Below are 19614 nucleotides of genomic sequence, written 5' to 3'. Positions count from 1 at the left end.
CGGGCACCTTCCGAACCCACTGGCGAACGGTCTCAGCGGCACCCACGCCGAGCAAATCCGCGGTCTTGCGCATCGCCGCCCACTCGGTATCGCCCTGCGCCACCAACCGGGCCACCATGTCCACGGCATCCTTCTTCAATTCCGCCGAGTACCGCTTCGATCCTGCTGCCATGAGGTTTCATCTTTCCCTGAGACGAACCCTCCGGAAACACCGGGACGGATCACAGCTTCTCCAACAGTCGGGAACGGTGTTCAGTGGGTGGCGCGGCCGACCTCCCTCGGATTTCCCTTAGATGTGGTGGAGCGATCCCTTGTTGCCATGTCCGTGGCGCACCAGCATGAGGAACGCACACCTAAAGGTCGTCGCCGACCCTGGGTTGATCCCGATGGGGAGAACGAGAGAGGAGGACAGCCGTGTCTGAATTTCCACAGACGACCGACGTTCTGGTTGTCGGAGCTGGACCCGCAGGGCTCACCCTGGCTGCCGAACTTGCCCTCAACGACGTCGATGTCGTCATCATCGATCGATTGCCCCGCGCGACAGGGCAGTCCCGGGCTCTGGGATTCACCGCTCGAACGATTGAGCTCTTCGTGCAGCGCGGCATCATTGATCGGTTCCCGGACATGGCACAGCAAGACGCTGTGCACTTCGGAGGTTTGGTAATTGATGCCGACCGATTGTCAACGTCCGCCAGGCCTGCCAACCAGTACCCGCAGAGCAGGACTGAGGAGGTACTCACCGCACGACTGGAAGAACTTGGCGTTATGGTCCAGCGCGACCAGACTGCTCACGCGATCAGTCAGTCCAGCACCGAGGTCGTGACTTCGATCCGCAATAGCGACGGAACCGGCAAGGACCTGACGACCAATTACGTCGTCGGGTGCGATGGGTCGAACAGTCTCGTCCGGACAACCATGGAGGTCTCGGCGTCCACCACCGCCCCATCCGTCCAGATGCTCCTGGGCGACGTTCGGGGTGCCGATCTTCCTAATAACCCGTTCGGGACGAAGCTGGACCGTGGGATGGTCATGAGCGCCCCATTGGGCAACGGCGACCACCGTCTCATCGTCTGCGACTTCGGCGCACCCTTCATTGCTTCCGGCAGGGAGGTCTCACCCGAAGACCTACGACACGCCTACCAGAATGTGACGGCAGATCGGTTCCCCATCGCCGAGATCGTCTGGGCCAGTTCCTTCACCGACGCCTCGCGCATCGTTGACAATTACGTCGACGGACGCCTCATCCTGGTGGGCGACAGCGCACACACCCACCTGCCCGCTGGCGGGCAGGGCATGAACGTATCCATCCAGGACGCTGTCAACTTGGGGTGGAAGTTGGCAGCTGTTGTGCAGGGCAGACTTCCCTCAACCTTCCTCAGTACCTACGACGAGGAACGCAGACCCGTTGGCTTAAAGCTCCTCCGCAACACTGCGGCCCAAGGACAGATCTTCCTCAAGGGCCCCGAGGTCGATCCTCTTCGCGAGGTCATCTCCAGCATGCTGGAGAACGACGACACAGCCCGCGTGGTAGCTGACTCTGTGAGCGGGCTCGACGTCGAGTACAAACCGGATCCAACGGAGTCGAGTGATCTCACCGGTAAACGCCTGCCGCTGGGCTCGCTGCGCGTTCTCGGCACACAGACGGACTGTCTGGAGCTCCTGTCCGATGGTGGATTCCTGCTCGTCACGCTTGACGACGTTCCGCGTGATGACCTGCCGTTGCCCTCCGTTTCTCAATTGAAGACCGTCCGAGCTGTGCTAAATAACCCATTCGAAACTCTCGACCTGGCACTGATCGATGCACTTCTGCTTCGTCCTGACGGACACATCGCGTGGACGAGTTCGTCCACCAAGCCCTTGTTCTCGGCAATACAAGACTGGATCCACTCGACCTCCGCGCCCCAAGACATCTGAGGACCACTTAATGCACTCCACTCTTATCGTCGCCAAGATGAACGTCGACGACCACCAGCACGTAGGCGACCTGTTCTCAGAGTTTGACAGCACGGACATGCCGTCGCGAATGGGAACACAACGCCGCGAACTGTTCTACTTCCAAGGGCTCTACTTCCATATACAGAATTTCGCCGGCGACAACGGCGCGGATCGCGTAGAGAACGCGAAAAGGGACCCCCGGTTCGTCGGCATCAGCGAGGACCTGCGTCCCTACATCGAGCCTTACGACCCGAACTGGAAGTCTCCCCGGGACGCGATCGCAACTCCGTTCTACAGGTGGACGGCTTGACGTTATCCACCCAGAGCTGTCGTCCTGCTCCGCATGCCGCTCATCCCACCGGAAAGCAGGTATCCATGAGTCGTCGCGTAGTGATCACTGGTATCGGGGTTGTCGCACCAGGAAGTGTTGGCAGAGAGCCGTTTTGGACGATGTTGACCGAAGGGCGGACTGCCACGAGAACCACCAGCCTGTGCGACCCAGCCCCATTCCGGTCTAGGGTCTCGGCCGAGTGCGACTTCGACCCGTCCGCGGAGGGGCTTTGTGATCGACAGGTGGCAGAGCTCGACCGAGCTGCTCAGATGGCGCTTGTAGCGTCGCGCGAAGCGGTCGCAGACGCACAGTGGGGCGGTTCATATGCCCCCGGACGGACCGGTGTGATCCTCGGGTCAGCCGTGGGCGCAACCATGAATCTGGAGATGATCTACCGCCAGTTGAGCGATGACGGACGATTGTGGCACGTTAACGCGCCTGGGCCCTCTCATCTGTACTCGCAGTTCATTCCGTCTTCGTTCGTTTCCACCCTCGCGGCTGAACATCATGCAGAGGGACCGAGCACTCTGGTGTCCACGGGATGCACGTCGGGTGTCGACGCGGTGGGTACGGCATTCGAAATGATCCAAGACGGATACATCGACAGCGCCATCGCTGGTGCAACGGAAGCGCCGATTGCGCCGATCACCATCGCGTGCTTCGATGCCATCAGAGCGACATCGACATACAACGACGACCCCTCAACCGCCAGTAGGCCTTTCGATGCCTCTCGCGGCGGATTCGTCCTTGGTGAGGGTAGCGCCGTCTTCGTCCTCGAGTCTCTGGAAACTGCACTTGCTCGAGACGCACGCATCTACGCCGAGCTGCGCGGGTATGCCAGCAAGTGCAACGCATTCCACATGACCGGCCTGCGCAGTGATGGAAATGAACTGGCGGGCGCCGTCATCGCGGCGATGAGGCAGGCAGCGATCGAATCGAGTGCGATCGACTACGTCAATGCCCACGGATCCGGGACTAAGCAGAACGACTTGCACGAGACGAACGCGCTGAAGAAGGCACTTGGTGAGCACGCGTACCAGGTACCCATCAGTTCTATCAAATCGATGATCGGGCACTCACTCGGTGCCATCGGTTCTCTTGAGATCGCGGCGTGCGCCCTGGCAATCCGCGACAATATCGTCCCTCCGACGGCGAACCTCACCGCCCCGGACCCCGAACTTGACTTGGACTACGTGCCCGTCCACGCCCGCCAGCATCAAACAGAGACCGCACTGACCACCGCGAGCGGGTTCGGTGGGTTCCAAAGCGCGATGGTTCTGTCTTCGATGGAGGCCTCGTCATGACCGCGCACATCACCGGGTTCGACGTCATTACTCCCCTCGGCCTCTCTCGCGACGAACATTGGGAGGCATGCTTGGACGGCAAGACAGCACTCGCTTCGCCGACATTGTTCGACTCTTCGACTTACGACGCGCCGTTGGCGGGAGAGGTGTTCGGTTACCAACCCACTGACCTCGAGTCTCGGCTGATTCCAAGCACTGATCGCATGACGCAGATGTCCTTGAGTTGTGCGGCGCGCGCCATCGAGGACGCCGATCTCGATCTTGCCTCGCCGGAACTGCGGGAGGTAACTGGTGTCCTGACAGCGGCGACTGCCGGCGGTCACGCTTTCGGACAGAAAGAGCTGCAGAATCTGTCCTCGCTCGGACCCAAGCATGTGAGCGGTTATCAGTCGTACGCCTGGTTCTACGCCGTGAACTCCGGGCAGATCTCGATCAGGCACGGCCTGCGAGGTCACAGCGGTGTCGTGGTGGCAGACGGCGCCGGTGCTATTGATGCCGTCGCAGCGTCGATCCGCCGGCTTAGTAGGGGAAACGACCACATGGTGACCGGAGCCGTTGACTCGACCATGTGTCCATGGGGATGGGTTGCTCACACCTCGACGAACGAAGTGTCAGCGGTCGACGACGCAGAGGCCGCCTATCTGCCCTTCGACGCTCGGTCCAGCGGTTACGTGCCGGGCGAAGGGGGTGCACACTTCGTCATCAGCCGAGAGGACCCCAATGGGCGGAGCCACGGTCGGGTTATCGGCTATGGAGCAAGACTTGCCAGCTCCGACCGCTCGAACCCTACAGCTCTCATCGTCGCCGCGATCAAGTCCGCACTCGAGCAGGCCCAACTTACGCCAGGCGATGTTGATGTCGTCTACGCCGACGCGTCCGGCGTCAGCGTTCAAGATCTGCACGAATCCAGCGCTTTGGCAAACATTTTCGGGGACCACAGCGTTCCTGTCACCGCACCAAAGTCGGGGACAGGCCGACTCGGTTGCGGCGGTTCAGCCGTCGACCTTGCCAACGCGCTCCTCGGCTTCCGCGATCAGGTCATCCCTCCCACCCCGAACGTGGAACTCGACCCACGACACGCCATCAATCTGGTCACTCGCACACAGAAGGCAATGCTCCGCACCGCCTTGGTTCTTGCGCGAGGCCGCGGAGGTTTCAACTCGGCAGTTCTCATCACGTCCAACCCCGAAAAGTGAGGAGAGTCAAATGACTCGGGAAGCAACTATGGAAGATCTGAAGACAGCGCTGGCGGACGGATCCGGTGTGACCGATGGAGTGGATCTCGACCGCGACATCCACCTACTCACCTTCGACGAACTCGGATACGACTCGCTCGCGGTCCTGGACGCTGGAACCCGCCTCGGACGGGACTTCGACTTGGAGGTCGAGGACGCGGTGCTCTCGAATGTTGTTACGCCCGTACAACTCGTCGACGCCGTCAACGCCAAGTTGCGGGAGGGTCAGGTTTCATGAATGCCCGTCACGCAATCGTCACCGGTGCAAGCAGCGGCATTGGCCTATCAGTCACTCGGCAGTTGGCCGACTCTGGGTTCAGTGTCACCATGTGCGCCCGCGACGGTGTACGCCTGGCTTCTGCAGCCGACGAACTTCGCCAGGCTGGAGCCGATGTCGCACCGGTGGTCGCGGACGTCACCAGGCCGGACGATGTCCGCGCTCTCGTCACGCAGGCCGTTGAAGAGTTCGGCCCCATCACGACCTTGGTGAACAACGCTGGGCGTAACGGAGGAGGAAAGACCGCCGAGCTCAGTAATGAACTGTGGGATGAGGTGATCGCCGCGAATCTCACCAGTGTTTTCTACGTTACGCGGGCGGTCCTCGATTCTGGCGGCATCCTCGACAGCGGTGGCCAGATCATCAACATCGCCTCTACGGCCGGGAAACAGGGAGTCGTGCTGGCAGCCCCTTACTCGGCCTCGAAGCACGGAGTAGTCGGATTCACCAAGGCTCTGGGGAAGGAACTCGCCCAGCAGGGTGTCACCGTGAACGCGGTATGCCCCGGGTACGTCGAGACCCCCATGGCCGCCCGAGTACGCAAGGGTTACGCGGAGGCCTGGGACACCTCTGAGGAGGAGATCCTCACCATGTTCGAGGCCAAGATCCCCCTCGGGCGGTACTCAACCCCGGATGAGGTGGCTTCCATGGTCACCTATCTCACTTCGCCCGGCGCTGCTTCTGTTACCGCACAGGCCATCAATGTCTGCGGCGGGCTTGGAAACTACTAGGAGTCATTCATGATGCATCAGACGCTGCACACTGTCACTGTCACTGTCACTGTCGCCGCCGCCGCCGCGACCGTCTACGAAGCACTCTCCGACGTCACTCTCTGGCCTGAGATATTTACTCCCACCATCCACGCCGAGATCCTGGGGCGGGACGGAGAGCGGCAGTCCATCAAGTTGTGGGCGATGGCCAATGGCGAATCGAAAATGTGGTCATCTGACCGTCGCTTGGACAACGACAAGATGACGATCGACTTTCAGCAAACCACACCGAATCACCCCATCGCCTTCATGTCGGGCCGTTGGTCGGTCAACTCCCTGGACGAGCGGTCGTGCACTGTCGCGCTGGATCACTCGTATTCGGCAGTCGACAATGACGCTAGCGCTCTGGAGTGGATCGGTCGTGCGGTTGACACGAACAGCACGGTCGAACTGGCAGCGCTGAAGACATACTGTGAAGAGAAGGGCACCAGCGAAGGCCCATTCAAATTCAGCGACTCGGTCGAATCCAGCGCCGATCCCGCTCGAATCTTCGAGTTTCTCGATCGAGGAGACCTCTGGGGTGAACGGCTGGCGCACGTCCCATCGGTCAGTATGGAGACGTCTGACGGCGGATTGCAACGGCTCAAGATGGTCACAGTGACCCATGACGGGGATTCGCACGTCACTGAGTCGATCCGGATTTCTCAACCGCCGGCGCGACTCCTCTACAAGCAGATCACGCTGCCGGAGCTTCTGACTCTCCACACCGGAGTCTGGACAATTGCTCCGGCCGGAGAATTGTGGAAGGTGACCTCTCAACACACAGTGCGGATCGATGCCTCGAAGATTCATGCTGTTCTGGGGAACCAGGCGACTCTTCGAGACGCGCAGGAGTTGGTGCGCCGCAATCTGGGCAACAACAGCCTTCTGACACTGAAGGCAGCCGCCAAGTGGGCTGCGGAATTCGCCCGAGCCTGACAACCGGTATGGGCGATTTCGAACGGTCACCGGCGGATGTCATCGTGGTGGGGGCGGGACCGGCTGGTCTATTCCTGGCGGGTCTTCTGGCTCGGCAGCGCCTCAGCGTTCTAGTTTTGGAGGCTGCGGACACGTTCTGTCAACAGACCAGAGCCAGCACATTGCAAGCACGGTCCATGTCTCTGCTCAGCCGCAATGGCGTGCCAGGGCTGACGAACTTGCGGCAGCTCAAGACGGGGCACTTCGCGGGTGTCGGGATCGACCTCACCCTCGCCGATATTCCGTTCGCTGGGCAGTGGAAGATCATACAGCCCGAACTGACGCGGCTGCTGGCGCTGTGGGCCGCCGAGTGTGGGGCCGACCTACGGTTCTCGTCGCCGGCCCAGGCGATCCGGCTCGACGACCAAGGCGTATCAGTTGTTTGCTCCGACAAGACCCACCTTGCGCGCCATGTCGTGGGCGCCGACGGATCTGGAAGCACTGTACGGTCTCAGGTCGGTACTCGACGCGTCGGACATCACGGACGGCGTCACCTGATTCGAGCCGACTTGCCGGTCACTGATCTGACGCCCCGCCGGTTCCAGAAGATGAACGGGCTCGTGGCCACCGCGTCCCAGATCGCGTCGGACACCACCCGAGTCATGCTTCATGACCCGGCTTGGGGACCTGGGACGGTTTTGGACCGTGTGCAACTGGCGCACTCATGGGCCGCGGCGACCGGGGAACCCCTGGAGGGGCTTCCGACCTGGATCGACAGATTCACCGACAGCGTTCTCGTTCATGACAGTCAGCCCGACCCTCGGGTTAGTCTCATCGGGGATGCGGCATTCGACTCGATCCCTGTCGGTGGTGAGAGCCTCAACTCCGCGATTGCTGATGCCCACAGTCTGGCTATAGCGTTGTCTCCCGACTCGGCCGGCTCCACCGGCCTGGGCAAGTGGTCAGCATCGCGCGACATCGCGCATCGCGCTGCCGCGCGCCGTATCCGCTACCAGACCCGGCTGCTGCTCGACACCGACAAACAGTCCCGGCAGGACCAGAGCCTTCTGGATCGGGCAGTTCGAGGCTCGCGTTGTCTGGAACGTCGTCTCGCCCAGCTTGTGTCGGGGTCAACTATGTAACGAAAATCTTCTTTCTGCCTGGTTCACGAACCCGCCACTGCTGGTGATGTTCCGCCGACTCTGATGCCTTCGACACCGAGAAGCTCAAGGCAGAGAACGAGCAGTTGCGCGAGGAGGCGATCTTGAAAGTGGCGTCGATATTCTCCGCGGGACCTCAACCGACAGGTATCGGATGCTTAGACACGATGAGTGTCAACGGTTTACGTCAGGATAGGTCTGTCGGTCCTGCGTGTTCAGGTTGCCGAATCGCCGCATGAACCTCCCACACATGGCGGACTGCGCGTCGGCCTGCCGATCGCGCCGTTCTCGATGTTTAGACGGATGACGGTCGAGGGGCGGGTGAAGTTGCGCGCACATCTTCATCCGCCGTCCTGCAATTCTGTCGATTCGGGCAAAAAATACATTGTGGCAGAACGGGATACGTTGTACGAAAGGAGTCAGGACCACGATCCGATTTTCGGATGGAGGCGGGGCGGGAATCTGCTGAACCGACAGTTCCGCGCAGCGGAGACCCATCGACTACGGCGGACGCTCCCGTGCGCTGGACTCGCCACCGAGAGGCGGTGCGCCTGGAGGCTGCACCAAAACTAGTGCGGCGCGCCTGAAGTGATTAGGCGGTAGTGTTTGGTTGAATTGCTCATGCGCGCTGCACCGTTATTGATCCCAGACGCCGACCATGACCAACTCGAGAAGTGGGTCCGGTCCTCGACAGTGAAGGCCGGTTTGGTGCAGCGAGCGCGGATCGTGCTGCTCGCCGCAGATGGCGTCGCCCACGCAGAGATCGCACGGCGGTTCTCCATCTCACGGCAGACGGTGATCAACTGGCGTGCACGGTACGAGGAGTCCGGGGTGGACGGGTTGTTCGACGAAGACCGCTCCGGCCGGCCCCGCACCCTCGACCGGGACAAGCTCATCTCGGTGACATTGACACCACCACCGAAGAAGTACGGTGTGACGCATTGGAGCTCGAGACTGCTCGCGGAGCACCTCGGTATCGGATATGGAACCGTCGCACGAGTGTGGCGTGAACACGGAGTACAACCCTGGCGCAGTGAGACATTCAAATTCTCAACCGATCCGGAGTTGGTCGCGAAGGTCACCGGCATCGTGGGCTTGTATCTCGCGCCACCGGACAACGCGATCGTGCTCTGCGTGGATGAAAAGTCTCAGATTCAAGCACTCGATCGCACGGCACCGACATTGCCGATGCAGATCGGCATCCCCGAACGACAGACCCACGACTACATCCGTAACGGCACCACGACACTGTTCGCTGCACTCGACATCGCGACCGGTCAGGTCACCGGCATCTGCAAGCCCCGGCACCGCCACCAGGAGTTCCTGATGTTCCTCAAACACGTCGCACGTGCCTACCCGGAGCAGGAACTGCATCTGGTGATGGACAACTACGCCACCCATAAAAAGCAGGAAGTGCGAGACTGGTTAGCCGACAATCCGCGCATCACAGTGCATTTCATTCCGACCTCGGCGTCGTGGATGAACCTCGTCGAAGTTTGGTTCGGCATCATCGAACGGCAAGCGATCCACCGCGGTACCTTCCGCAGCGTCCGCGATCTCACCGCGAAGATCCGCGACTTCATCAACGGCTGGAACCCCCGCGCGCAACCGTTCGTGTGGACCAAAACCGCCGAGCAGATTCTCAAGAAAGCACACCGTCCAACAACTTCAAACGCGGACCACTAGGACGATTGAAGAATTCTCATAAACGGGCCGTTCTACCCGGTCGCGAACTCGGAATCACCACCTGACAAACCAAGCGCATCCCTATAACCTCATTAGAGAAAATCTAAACATGGGGAAATTACGAGACCAGCTACCTTTGAGGAATAACGCAACCAGGCGACATCCCAAGAACGTGGGGCGGATAGGGAGAGCATGAGTCAGGTTCGCGTGAACATCCTGGGGCCGCTGGAGGTCCGGGTCGTTGGTGTTCTCATACCGATACCGAAGGGGAATAACTCCAGGGTGGTGGCACGGCTCGCTTTGACTCCCGACGTGTACGTCAGCGTAGAGACTCTCATTCAGGCGGCCTGGGGCGACAACCCGCCAGCCAGTGCAGAGCATCAGGTACGGAAGATGATTTCGCAGCTACGCCTAACCCTCCCCAACGATCAGGACGTTCTTGCGACCTCACGGTCCGGCTACATGCTCAATGCTGGCCCTTCAGGCTCGGACGTCGCTGAGTTCAAGAGTCTTTCCCGTGAATTGTTGAGGAGGGATATCGCCGATGAGGACCTCTCTGCTGCCTACGGAGCCCTAAGTCTGTGGCGGGGCGACCCGGCCGAAGACTGCGTCCCTCTCCGATCACAGGATGTGATCAAACAGTTGCACCAGGCTCGCGAGGCGCTGCTGCACCGCGTCGCTCCGTTATTCGAGCGGTCTGGGCGGGGCAATGAGCTGGCTCTCGTGACACCTGACGGCTGGGTATCGGCGGGCGACCCACGCAACAGTCCGTCCACTGAGCAGGACGCAATACCGAGCGCGCCCTGGGTCTCGTCCTGCTTTCTGCCGCGCAATATCCCCGACTTCACCGGACGTTCAGCAGACGTGGATGCCATCACCTCCGCTGCCGCTCGCGCATACGCGGGCAGTTGCATCATCCACGTGCACGGCATGGCGGGAAGCGGCAAGTCGGCGATCGCCCTAAATGCGTGCCACCAACTTCGCGATCGGTACCCAGACGGCCAGCTGTACGTGAACATCGCCGCCTCGTCGCCGCACCGAGATGGGCTCACCGCATCAGCAGCCCTCGGAGTCCTGTTGACTCAGTTAGGCATTCGTGACGATGAGCTTCCGCGCCACGAGCACGGACGTCTGTCCATGTGGCGGTCGCTCACCGAGAAGATGCAGCTGCTCGTCGTCTTGGACGACGCAGTGGACCAGACTCTGGTCGAGGAGATCATTCCCGCTGGGCGGCACAGCGCTGTCGTCGTGACATCCCGTCTGCTCATGACAGGGCTGCCTGGTGCGCAGTTCGTCCGGGTCGCGCTGCCTGATCGAGAACTAGCCGTCGATATGCTCACTGCGTTTCTCGGGCCGCGAGCCAACCACGAACCGCCCGGCGCCGCGGAGGTCGTTGCCGAGATGTGCGGCGATCTGCCACTGGCGCTGCGTCTCGCCTCAGCACGCGTGCTGAGCAACGACGCCGCGGGACTGATCGATCTGGCGCATCAACTGCGCACCTACAGCGCGGTTGGTGCGCTCGATGGCCCCGGAGTCAGTGTGGCGCTGACTCTGCGCAAGTCCTTCATGATCATGGACAACGTCGATATGTCCCGGTTCTTGCGCTTATCGATGTTGCCCGTCCCCGAGATTGACCACACGGCAATCTCACTCGCATGCAACATCTCTGTCGCCGCAGCCCGCCGCGTAGCGCGGCGGTTTCATGACCTTGCTCTGCTCCAACGATCCAGCCCCGAAACCTACCGTCTCCAGGGCCTAGTAGCTGAGGTGGCCAGGGATGTCGCCAAAGAACGCCTGCCACTGGAGGCCAGGCGTGAGGTTCTCGCCAGGGCAATCGATCACTACCGGGAAACCAAGACGCAGCTCACAGTGTCTCTCATGGCTTCCAGCGTGGGCCGTGAGCATTTCCTTTATCGTCTTCTCACGGACAGTTTTACACTCTGCTCCGAACTGGGCATGGAGAGTCGCCACGCTGAACTGTGCAGCGAATGCGACGAGCTGATGCTTGCCACTCTCGGAACCCTGGAGCAAGAGACCTTACTGCTGCAAGGCATCGAGTCCGCTCGGCGATCCAAGGACAATTACGCCCTGACTCGCCTGCAGCTCGCGCTCGCCGGGACACTCTGGCATCAGAACCGAGATCCCGAGGGCATGGACCTGTGTCTGACAGCCCTGGCGACCTGCCCGTCTGACGCTTACGCGCTCAGAGTGCGGCTCATTCTTAGATGCGTGGCTTTTCGGTGGTCGCTCGGCGAGTTCGAGCAAGGCCTCTCGGACGTGTCGGAAGCTCGAGTGATCATCAAGAACGCAGGCATCACCGACCGCTTGCTCTTGTCCGACCTCGACATCAACGAAGCCAACCTTCTGCTGGAGACTGGATCTGTCGAGACAGCCAAGGGCCTTTGCGACGAGGTTCTACGGCAGGCAGACGTTCTGCTGCGGACCCGAATCATGGCAGCTACCACTGCATCTCGGATCGAGGTGCATTACGAGCGCCTCGAGTCGGCGCTCGACAAGGCGCGCTTTGGCCTAACCATCGCGACCAAAGGCTCGTCTAGCTACGGTCGTGCGCTGACGTTGGGCCAAATGGCTGACGTCCAGGACGCTCTCGGTCGCGCTGCACAGGCAACCAATGCGCGCAGTCACGCTCTCGAACTGGCCACTCACGCCGGTCTCGATCGTGTTTCCGCACGCTTGAGCGATGTTGGAGGAAACCGGTAGTGGATTCGCAGAGTCCCCCGAGGCTTGGTCGTCGGCTCCGCCGGCGCCAGAAACGGTCTGCGGGCTAGACGGTGTATGGGTGGCCCGGCGTCGAGCGAGCCGGGGCCGAACGTTCAAAGACGCGCTGTACCGGAGGCTGCAGGCCGCGGCGGGAGTACGCATCTGGGTGCGGGGCCTTCGCTTCATCAGCTGCGAGCCAGTTCGCTCTCCAACCTCGCCACGATGGTCGGTGCGGTCGGAGTCTTCAGCGCCTCTTCGGCAAGATTGCGCGCGGACTCCTTATACGACGCATCTGCGAGAATTCGCGCGCATTCTTCGGCGACGGCTGTTGGGGTGCCCTGCTCTCGATACAGCGTGCGGACGCAGCCTTTCTCTTCAAGTTTGCGCAACGGCGGAACATACGCCTGGAAAGGATTGAGAATTACCTGTGGAATACCTGCGTTGATCGCGTTGATCGCGGTCAGACCACCTGCGTGATGGACAATCACGTCACAAGTGGGCAGCAAGGTTTCCAAAGGGATCCAGCCGGCCCGAACAGCCGGGAACCTTTGCCGGATCGTCTCGGATTCTGCGTCTCCTGCGGCGACCACGACCTCTCGACCGAGGGGCAGTAGGCCCTCTACCAGGGCGCAAAGCCTGTGGAGGACACGGGGGTCAGCGGAGCGGAAACTACCCATGGTCACACAGATACGCCCTTGCGGCGGACGTGAGTACATCCACGACTGGATGACCCGTTGTTTGTTGTGCGGTGTCCAGCGCATGAAGTGCTGCCCATGCTGATCAGCCAGCCCGGGCGGACAGATGTCGACCTCGAACCGGGGTGGGGGGAGGGTCTCTATGCCGGTCTCTGCGAACTCCTTGGCAAGTTCGGGGATCGCATAAGGTGTCGCGCCTCCGAAGTCGAAGAGGTCCCATGACTGGCGCACGTACGGGAGGTCGCAGGCGGCCGCGGCCAGGCCAGCTCCGTAGGCGAGGCTCCCACCGATGATGACGTCAGCGGACCAGCCTCGTGCCAAGCCGGCCAACTCGGCATGCGCGAACGATGCTTGGCGGCCGAACCACCTTCCAAGGAACGGCAACTCCTCGTCCGGGTTGTGTGGGAAACCGATCTCCTCGCGCCCTTCCACAGTCTTGATGCTCTCGGTGTTATGACCGTTCGCGACCGTGGCAGCTGGCAATCCGATGCTGACGATGGATGGGGCAATCTCTTCGAATCCGGCCAGCAGAACATCGTGGCCAACGGCCCGCAGCGAGCTCGCCAATGGACCGAGCGCGAACGCGCTGGCTGGACTCGTTCCGGCTACATAGAACAGGGCCCTCATATCACTCTCGATCCTCGAAGTATGTCTCGCTCACGCATACTTGCTGCGATTTCAGCACTGCATGGCCCTGCGTCATAAGCGGGTTCGCCCGCAGGTCCTGGATGAACGTGAAGTAGCGCTTCAAGTCATCGAAGGCGATGAGGAACAAACACTCGGCCTCGGCGTCTCCGATCGTCCGCGTGGGCTGAACCGATGCGCCAGTGGCCACGTATTCGCCGATGGTGGGAAATACGTTCTTGCGTTCGTAGTCGTCGCGCTCATCCTTGGTCATCGCGTACCAGGACGGGTTGAAGCTAACACGTAGGATGCCGCTGTACACCGACATTTTCATTGAGTCCTCCGAATGGGGCTCTTCCGACTTGATGGCGGTCTGGTGTGACCGATCTGGACGTGTCGGTGATTGATTGAGGGCTCGTACCCTTGTGAACTGGGTGTTCTTCACGCATCCAGCAACAACAAAGGCGCGAGCATGTCTCAGAGTAGTTCAGTGTTGTTCGGTCTCGATGGCGTGATCGTCGAGACCGTCGAGACCGGGTCCGATGGCAGGCGCACCGTCGGTGTGCTCACTGCCCCGCAGTGGGTCGGTCGGTGTCCTGCGTGCGCGTGCGTCTCGATGCGGTCGAAGGGGTGGGTGAGCACCCGGCCCCGTGATATCAAGATCGGACCGGATCGGCCACAGGTGGTGTGGCGTAAGCGGAAATGGCTGTGCAGCGACATTTCCTGTGACCGTAGATCGTTCACCGAGTCGATACCGCAGATCCCTCCTCGGGCGCGGATCACCGGGCGCGCGAAGACGGAGATGGCGTTGGCTTTCCTCGACGACGATCGCTGCGTCAAAGCCGTCGCTGCTGCCTACGGTTGCTCGTGGAACACCTGCCACGTCGCTGTGGTGGCCACTGCCGATCCCATTCTCGGAGTCGAGCCCGAGCAGGTGTCGATGCTCGGCATCGACGAGACTCGTCGCGGCAAAGCCAAGTGGGAGACCTGTCCCGATACCGGGAAGCGATCATGGGTGGATCGCTGGGACACCGGACTTGTCGATATTTCCGGCAGTCAAGGATTGTTGGCGCAGGTCAACGGACGCACCGCCGCGGTGGTGACCGACTGGCTCGATGCGCGGGATCGAACCTGGACTGCGACGATCACCCATGTCGCGATCGACATGTCGATGGTCTACGCGAAAGCGGTACGCCAAGCGTTGCCGCACGCGCAGCTGATCGTGGACCGTTTTCACCTGGTCAAAAAGGCCAACGAGATGGTCGACACCGTCCGCCGGAGGGTCACCCAGATCGAACGAGGCCGTCGTGGCCGCAAGAGCGACGTCGAGTGGATCAACCGTCGGCGGCTACTACGAGCCAGCGAACGCCTCACCGTCGAGCAGCGAGTGGCGTTGTTCGACAAACTCACATCTGCCGACCCCGCCGGAGACATCGCAGCGGCATGGATCGCGAAGGAACTGCTTCGGGACGTATTGTCCTGCAGTGACAATGGCGGTCTCTGGTACGAGATTCGGGAGGCCCTGTACCGGTTCTACACGTTCTGTGCGGCCTGCCGGGTTCCGGAGATCAGAACGCTGGCCACGACGATCTCCACATGGCAGGAGCCGATGATTCTCGCGATCACCACCGGCTTGTCGAATGCCCGCAGTGAGGGCTACAACCGGATCGTCAAACACGTCGGCCGGATCGCATTCGGATTCAGAACACCGGAGAATCAACGCCGCCGGGTACGGCGGGCCTGCACCCGTCAAGCACGGCGGGCGTCATCCCAGGCCAGACAGCTACGCCCCTGCTAACTCGGAAGAGCCCCGAATGGTGGGTTGCTCGACTGTCAGACGTCTGGCAGGTCTGCTGGCCGACTGCGGGAGTAGACCGTCTGATATGTGTTGGCCTCGCGAGATGTCAGGAGCGACTTTCCTCGGTGCCTCATCGCCCTGTCGTGTTCTGGACGCTCTGATTCGGGCATGTTGTGGAACTTGAGGTAGGACTCTTCGCTATCCCACTGTGCGTAATTGACGACGTAGTCACTGTCGATGCCACGCAGGATGCTGTGCGAGCGGTAGCCCGGCACCTCTCGCATCCATTCGTCTGGCCGACCCATCAGAGAGACGAGCGTTCCCTGATCCTTGGGGTCCACACCCATCACCCCGATGACGGTCACATCCCCGCGTTCGGTGCCGATTTCGGTCTGCGCCGAACCGTCCCGGTTCTGCACGAACACGACTTCGGTCTTCAGCAGATTCACGGTGGTCGTCAACTCCGCGAAGTACGGGACCGTGCTGTGCTTGAAGTTCTCACCCTCGTAACGTTCACGTAGATCATCTATGGATCGCCACTGGATGTAGTTTGCGGCACCCGGTGATGCGATGCCGGAGTGGAGGGTGGACGAACGCCATCCTGGGTAGTTGGCTCCGTCGATGATGCCCCGCATCGCCTCCAACAACAGGTCCTGCTTGGATGTGTCGGTCGTGTTGAAGAGGTTGAACACTGTCAGTGCGCCGTTGTCTGGATCAATCCTTGGCATGGCTTTACTCCCTAGATCTTTCGGCCGTGGACGATTGATTGGAGGCCTGCTCTGTGCACAGTGATGAGTTCGATTCCCACAGCGTCGAGAAGTCCCTTGAACTCGTCGACCGTGCGCTGCTTGCCGTTGCACAGGAGAAGCATGTCCATGTCCATGAGGCCGATCATGTTGTCGAACTTTTCGTCTACTCCGGCGACGGCCTCAACCAATGCCAGTTCTGCGCCCGTGCTCATCGCCTCGGCTATAACCAGAAGGATTCTTCCGGCCTGCTCGTCATCCCAGTCGTGAATGATGTTCGACACCACGTACAGGTCTCCACCTGTCGGGACGCTCTCGAAGAAGGACCCCTTCACCGTTCGGATACGGTCTGCAGCCGGATGACCTTTCAGAGCCGAGTGCGCGCGGTTGATCACCTCGTCCTGGTCGAAGAGGATTCCGCACGCCCCAGGTGCCTGCTCCAGCGCGGCGCTGAGAAGCGCTCCCCTCCCCCCTCCGACATCGACGATGCTCAGGTATTGGGAAAAGTCGAAGCAGTCCACGACCGGGCGGATCACGTGGCGGGAGGTCTCCGACATCGCCGCGTCGAATACCGCGGCCGCGGCAGGCTCTGCCGCGAAGTACTCCCACACTGAGGACCCATGCTGTGCCGAGAAGGGCGATCGTCCAGTCCGCACCGCTGTTGGGAGGTGGCACCATGTCGCCCGATCCGCCCATGAACCGGTCCATCTGGCGAAGTTGCGCATCGATTCTGGAGAGTCGCTGCGCAGTGCGTCGCCCATCGGTTCCAGGTGCAGGAGCTGCTGATCGTCCACGCTCAGCAGTCCTAGATGCCCTGCCGTGCGGCACAAGCGCCTTGTCGCCTCTTCGTCCGTTGCCATGCGACGGGCCAGATCGACAGCTGACATCGGCCTCTCATGCAGAACGTCTGCGAACCCGAGCTCCGCAAAGGTGGTGATCACCCCGGAGCTCCAACTCGCGGTGACCGCCTGCAGAACCTGGAGGCTGGCGGGTAGTCTCTCGTACTTGGAGGCGGGCATGAGTCCCCTTTGGTTGTGCTGAGTCAACTGTCTCGGTTGAAAGTTTGGACCCAACGTTCCGGCCGTCGACAGGTGAAAGCGGGGGACATCGAAGGGAACCCGACGTGTCCCGCACCAGGTCATTCCAGTCGGATGGCGCGCTTTTACGGCGACACTCTGGGAGTGGCGAGGCTGAACTCCTCCAGACATTCGACCCGAATCGGCGTGTCCACAGTGTGGTCGGCGAGTCCCGTGGAGTACTTCTTGAAGGACTCCAACTCGCGGACCGCTTGAGGAGGCATGTCACCGCTGATGATGGCGACTACGGTGTTGTCCTCGAGAACGAACGTGTCGTACGTCAGCGTGCCGGGAATGCGCGCGAGCATGTCGCTGTAGAGGCGGCTCAGTTCCTCTAGCTCGTCCGCGACTCGCTCCTCCTTGATCCTGTACCGCAGGCAGATGGTGGTCACGACCTGACTCGGAGCGGGCGCAGGGCCTTGGACCAGTCATCAAGGTCGGAGAAGAGCAGTCCCAGCTCGTACTCTCGGTCAGCTTCGGGATCAAAGTCGGTGTAGCCGGCGAAGTCCCGGCCGAACCGGAGGAGCACTTGGGCTCGAACGTCCGCCATCTTGAGTTCTCCGACGATGCATCTCAAGTGTTCCGCTGCTCGGGCCCCACCTTCGACGCCGTAGCTGACCAGTGCGACGGCCTTGTTTGTCCATTCAGCGAACAAGAAAGACAACGCGTTTGTCAGCGCTGAGGGCGGTGAATGGTTGTACTCGCCGGAGACCAATATGAACCCGTCGTAGGAGGCGATGGTCTCAGCCCAATTTTTGGTGTGTTCGTTCTTGTGCTGTCCCGCCATAGGCGGAAGTTCTTCATCAAAGAACGGAAGGTCGACCTCGCCGAGGTCGATCAGCTCATAGACCGCGTCTCCCCGCGAGTTCCCCTGCTTGGTGACCCAATCCGCCACCGACCGGGATACGCGGCCGGGGCGTGTCGAACCAACGATCACTCCGATTCGCATCTGTTCAGCCTCTGCGGTCATCACTTCTCCCTGGGTTCAGTTTCGAATGTCCTAGTGTTGCTCTTGCAGGTTCGGTCCGAAGGTAAGCGCATCAATTGACCACCGGTAGGGACGATTTTGGGAGATCCTGGGGAGGCGAGAGGGTCTCCCGATCGAGCGGTCAGGGGCCGTTTTGCCAGTTCTCGCATTAAGGGATCGCGCAACCCCGCACAGGGGTGGCAGGAGAGAGAGTCAACTCGACGGGCCCTCGAAGTACTTTCAGATCACCGTGTGGACCGCCCGTCGACTCTCTCTCCTGCGGCGCCGAAGGCCCACCCCGGCAGCCCCTCGACGAACTCTCGCGGGTAACCCAGGCTGAAGCCGGTGGCGGCAGTGAGCGAGTCAAGGTCCTCGGGCGAGAGCGTTAATGTCGCTGCCTCTAGGGTCTTGAGAAAGTGATCGGCGTTCGTCGCGCCAAGAATGGGTATGACCGATTGCGACCTCGACATCAGCCATGCGATGGCGACCTGTGCCGGCGTCGCGGATGCCCTTTTGGCCACCTCGGCTAGAGTCGTCAGTACCGGGTCGTCTTCGGTGTCCTGGGTCTTGCTCATCGCAAGTCGCCCATGAGCCAAGGGGCCCCACGCCACGACGCTCAGCCCCAGCTGCTCGGCCATCGGGAGGAGCTCGCGCTCTGCGTCACGGTTCAGCAGGTTGTAGGGCACTTGTATTCCCGCAAAGGGGGTCCAGTCGCGCCACTCGGCGATGGTGTTGGCTTGCGAAACCAGCCAGGCCGGGGCGTTCGATATCCCTACGTACAGAACCTTTCCAGCCCGGACCGCGTCGTCGAGGGCGCGCATTGTCTCCTCGATCGGGGTGTGTCGATCCCAGACATGGACCCAGTAGATGTCGATGTAGTCAGAGTCGAGTTGTCTGAGACTCGCTTCCAACGATGATCGAGTGTTCTTCCGGTGATTCCCTGCCGCATTGGCGTTGCCAATGTCTCGGGAGAGTGTGTACTTAGTCGAGAGTACGAACTGCTCTCGGCGTCCGCGGACGGCATGTGCGACCGCACGCTCGCTCTGCCCGTCTCCGTAGGTCACGGCTGTATCGATCACATTGCCGCCCGCTTCCTGAAAGGTGTCCACGATTCCGTCGATCTGTTGTTGGGACGGCGCCCCGGGCTTGTCGTTGAAGCCCATCGCCCCCAGCGCGAGTTCTGACACCCGCAGCCCTGTATTTCCTAGCAACTTGTATCTCATGTTCTAGCCTTTCGATGAAGGTCGTAGCCGTGTAGGAACACACCTGCACGACGAAAATTGAGCTGGAGGATTTGCGTCGCCGCTACTGCACGTAGAGTGGTGTGCTATTTGGCGGTGCTCTCGTCGGTTCGCCGAGATCGGCGATCATCAGCTCCTGTGTGATGCCCAC

17 protein-coding genes and 1 pseudogene are annotated in these 19614 nt (G+C 61.0%); 11 read left to right on the top strand and 7 right to left on the bottom strand.

The window, feature by feature from the left end:
- Window positions 1-414: 414 nt before the first annotated feature.
- From QMK32_RS19100 to QMK32_RS19055, 10 genes are all read left to right on the top strand, one after another.
- Window positions 415-1914 carry an FAD-dependent monooxygenase gene (locus tag QMK32_RS19100; RefSeq protein ID WP_283476752.1) on the top strand — a complete coding sequence of 500 codons (1500 nt, stop codon included), beginning with the start codon at window positions 415-417 and terminating at the stop codon, window positions 1912-1914.
- Between the two features lie 10 nt (window positions 1915-1924).
- Complete coding sequence (locus tag QMK32_RS19095) at window positions 1925-2245, top strand: TcmI family type II polyketide cyclase (RefSeq protein ID WP_283476751.1); 321 nt, start codon at window positions 1925-1927, stop codon at window positions 2243-2245.
- Window positions 2246-2310: 65 nt separating this feature from the next.
- Entirely contained in the window at window positions 2311-3570 is a 1260-nt protein-coding gene (locus QMK32_RS19090) for a beta-ketoacyl-[acyl-carrier-protein] synthase family protein (RefSeq protein ID WP_283476750.1), read from the top strand.
- Entirely contained in the window at window positions 3567-4766 is a 1200-nt protein-coding gene (locus QMK32_RS19085; RefSeq protein WP_283476749.1) for a beta-ketoacyl synthase N-terminal-like domain-containing protein, read from the top strand. The genes QMK32_RS19090 and QMK32_RS19085 overlap by 4 nt, the downstream gene beginning before the upstream one ends.
- 10 nt (window positions 4767-4776) lie before the next feature.
- Window positions 4777-5043 (top strand): acyl carrier protein, encoded by a 267-nt coding sequence (locus tag QMK32_RS19080; protein ID WP_283476748.1) that lies wholly within the window; start codon window positions 4777-4779, stop codon window positions 5041-5043.
- Window positions 5040-5813: an SDR family NAD(P)-dependent oxidoreductase gene (locus QMK32_RS19075; RefSeq protein WP_283476747.1), complete on the top strand. Its 774-nt coding sequence runs from the start codon at window positions 5040-5042 to the stop codon at window positions 5811-5813. Before QMK32_RS19080 ends, QMK32_RS19075 begins: the two co-directional genes overlap by 4 nt.
- Window positions 5814-5822: 9 nt before the next feature.
- On the top strand, window positions 5823-6770 hold the full coding sequence (locus QMK32_RS19070) for an aromatase/cyclase (RefSeq protein WP_283476746.1): 948 nt from the start codon (window positions 5823-5825) through the stop codon (window positions 6768-6770).
- Window positions 6771-6778: 8 nt separating this feature from the next.
- Entirely contained in the window at window positions 6779-7891 is a 1113-nt protein-coding gene (locus QMK32_RS19065; protein ID WP_283476745.1) for an FAD-dependent monooxygenase, read from the top strand.
- Window positions 7892-8530: 639 nt separating this feature from the next.
- Window positions 8531-9595: an IS630 family transposase gene (locus tag QMK32_RS19060; protein ID WP_283476761.1), complete on the top strand. Its 1065-nt coding sequence runs from the start codon at window positions 8531-8533 to the stop codon at window positions 9593-9595.
- 192 nt (window positions 9596-9787) lie between these two features.
- Entirely contained in the window at window positions 9788-12316 is a 2529-nt protein-coding gene (locus QMK32_RS19055) for an AfsR/SARP family transcriptional regulator (protein ID WP_283476744.1), read from the top strand.
- 185 nt (window positions 12317-12501) lie between these two features.
- Here the strand turns inward: QMK32_RS19055 and QMK32_RS19050 are convergent, their stop codons facing one another.
- Both QMK32_RS19050 and QMK32_RS19045 read right to left on the bottom strand, forming a co-directional pair.
- Complete coding sequence (locus tag QMK32_RS19050) at window positions 12502-13638, bottom strand: nucleotide disphospho-sugar-binding domain-containing protein (RefSeq protein ID WP_283476742.1); 1137 nt, start codon at window positions 13636-13638, stop codon at window positions 12502-12504.
- Between the two features lies 1 nt (window position 13639).
- On the bottom strand, window positions 13640-14080 hold the full coding sequence (locus QMK32_RS19045) for a hypothetical protein (RefSeq protein WP_283476764.1): 441 nt from the start codon (window positions 14078-14080) through the stop codon (window positions 13640-13642).
- Here QMK32_RS19045 and QMK32_RS19040 point away from each other — a divergent pair.
- Window positions 14061-15433, top strand: a pseudogene (locus QMK32_RS19040) (ISL3 family transposase). The gene QMK32_RS19045 and the pseudogene QMK32_RS19040 sit on opposite strands and share 20 nt — an antisense overlap.
- A 35-nt stretch (window positions 15434-15468) precedes the next feature.
- Here QMK32_RS19040 and QMK32_RS19035 read toward each other — a convergent pair.
- The 5 genes from QMK32_RS19035 to QMK32_RS19015 form a co-directional block, all read right to left on the bottom strand.
- Complete coding sequence (locus QMK32_RS19035; RefSeq protein ID WP_283476741.1) at window positions 15469-16161, bottom strand: antibiotic biosynthesis monooxygenase family protein; 693 nt, start codon at window positions 16159-16161, stop codon at window positions 15469-15471.
- 11 nt (window positions 16162-16172) lie between these two features.
- Entirely contained in the window at window positions 16173-17198 is a 1026-nt protein-coding gene (locus QMK32_RS19030; RefSeq protein ID WP_283476740.1) for a methyltransferase, read from the bottom strand.
- A gap of 143 nt (window positions 17199-17341) precedes the next feature.
- Window positions 17342-17647: a hypothetical protein gene (locus QMK32_RS19025; protein ID WP_283476738.1), complete on the bottom strand. Its 306-nt coding sequence runs from the start codon at window positions 17645-17647 to the stop codon at window positions 17342-17344.
- On the bottom strand, window positions 17644-18225 hold the full coding sequence (locus tag QMK32_RS19020) for an NADPH-dependent FMN reductase (protein ID WP_283476737.1): 582 nt from the start codon (window positions 18223-18225) through the stop codon (window positions 17644-17646). Before QMK32_RS19020 ends, QMK32_RS19025 begins: the two co-directional genes overlap by 4 nt.
- A 242-nt stretch (window positions 18226-18467) precedes the next feature.
- Complete coding sequence (locus QMK32_RS19015; protein WP_283476736.1) at window positions 18468-19445, bottom strand: aldo/keto reductase; 978 nt, start codon at window positions 19443-19445, stop codon at window positions 18468-18470.
- Window positions 19446-19614: the final 169 nt, after the last annotated feature.

The sequence above is a fragment of the Rhodococcus sp. H29-C3 genome (genome assembly GCF_030063405.1).
In the GTDB taxonomy this organism is placed as follows: Bacteria; Actinomycetota; Actinomycetes; order Mycobacteriales; family Mycobacteriaceae; genus Rhodococcoides.
This window is presented reverse-complemented; position numbering and strand designations above follow the sequence as displayed.

Excerpts from the sequence above, each read along its gene's own strand:
- QMK32_RS19015 (WP_283476736.1), bottom strand. The coding sequence starts at position 19,445 with ATGAGATACAAGTTGCTAGGAAATACAGGGCTGCGGGTGTCAGAACTC.
- QMK32_RS19035 (WP_283476741.1), bottom strand. The coding sequence starts at position 16,161 with ATGCCAAGGATTGATCCAGACAACGGCGCACTGACAGTGTTCAACCTC.
- QMK32_RS19020 (WP_283476737.1), bottom strand. The coding sequence starts at position 18,225 with ATGACCGCAGAGGCTGAACAGATGCGAATCGGAGTGATCGTTGGTTCG.
- QMK32_RS19050 (WP_283476742.1), bottom strand. The coding sequence starts at position 13,638 with ATGAGGGCCCTGTTCTATGTAGCCGGAACGAGTCCAGCCAGCGCGTTC.
- QMK32_RS19085 (WP_283476749.1), top strand. The coding sequence starts at position 3,567 with ATGACCGCGCACATCACCGGGTTCGACGTCATTACTCCCCTCGGCCTC.
- QMK32_RS19090 (WP_283476750.1), top strand. The coding sequence starts at position 2,311 with ATGAGTCGTCGCGTAGTGATCACTGGTATCGGGGTTGTCGCACCAGGA.
- QMK32_RS19075 (WP_283476747.1), top strand. The coding sequence starts at position 5,040 with ATGAATGCCCGTCACGCAATCGTCACCGGTGCAAGCAGCGGCATTGGC.
- QMK32_RS19080 (WP_283476748.1), top strand. The coding sequence starts at position 4,777 with ATGACTCGGGAAGCAACTATGGAAGATCTGAAGACAGCGCTGGCGGAC.
- QMK32_RS19070 (WP_283476746.1), top strand. The coding sequence starts at position 5,823 with ATGATGCATCAGACGCTGCACACTGTCACTGTCACTGTCACTGTCGCC.
- QMK32_RS19095 (WP_283476751.1), top strand. The coding sequence starts at position 1,925 with ATGCACTCCACTCTTATCGTCGCCAAGATGAACGTCGACGACCACCAG.
- QMK32_RS19060 (WP_283476761.1), top strand. The coding sequence starts at position 8,531 with ATGCGCGCTGCACCGTTATTGATCCCAGACGCCGACCATGACCAACTC.
- QMK32_RS19030 (WP_283476740.1), bottom strand. The coding sequence starts at position 17,198 with ATGCCCGCCTCCAAGTACGAGAGACTACCCGCCAGCCTCCAGGTTCTG.
- QMK32_RS19065 (WP_283476745.1), top strand. The coding sequence starts at position 6,779 with ATGGGCGATTTCGAACGGTCACCGGCGGATGTCATCGTGGTGGGGGCG.
- QMK32_RS19055 (WP_283476744.1), top strand. The coding sequence starts at position 9,788 with ATGAGTCAGGTTCGCGTGAACATCCTGGGGCCGCTGGAGGTCCGGGTC.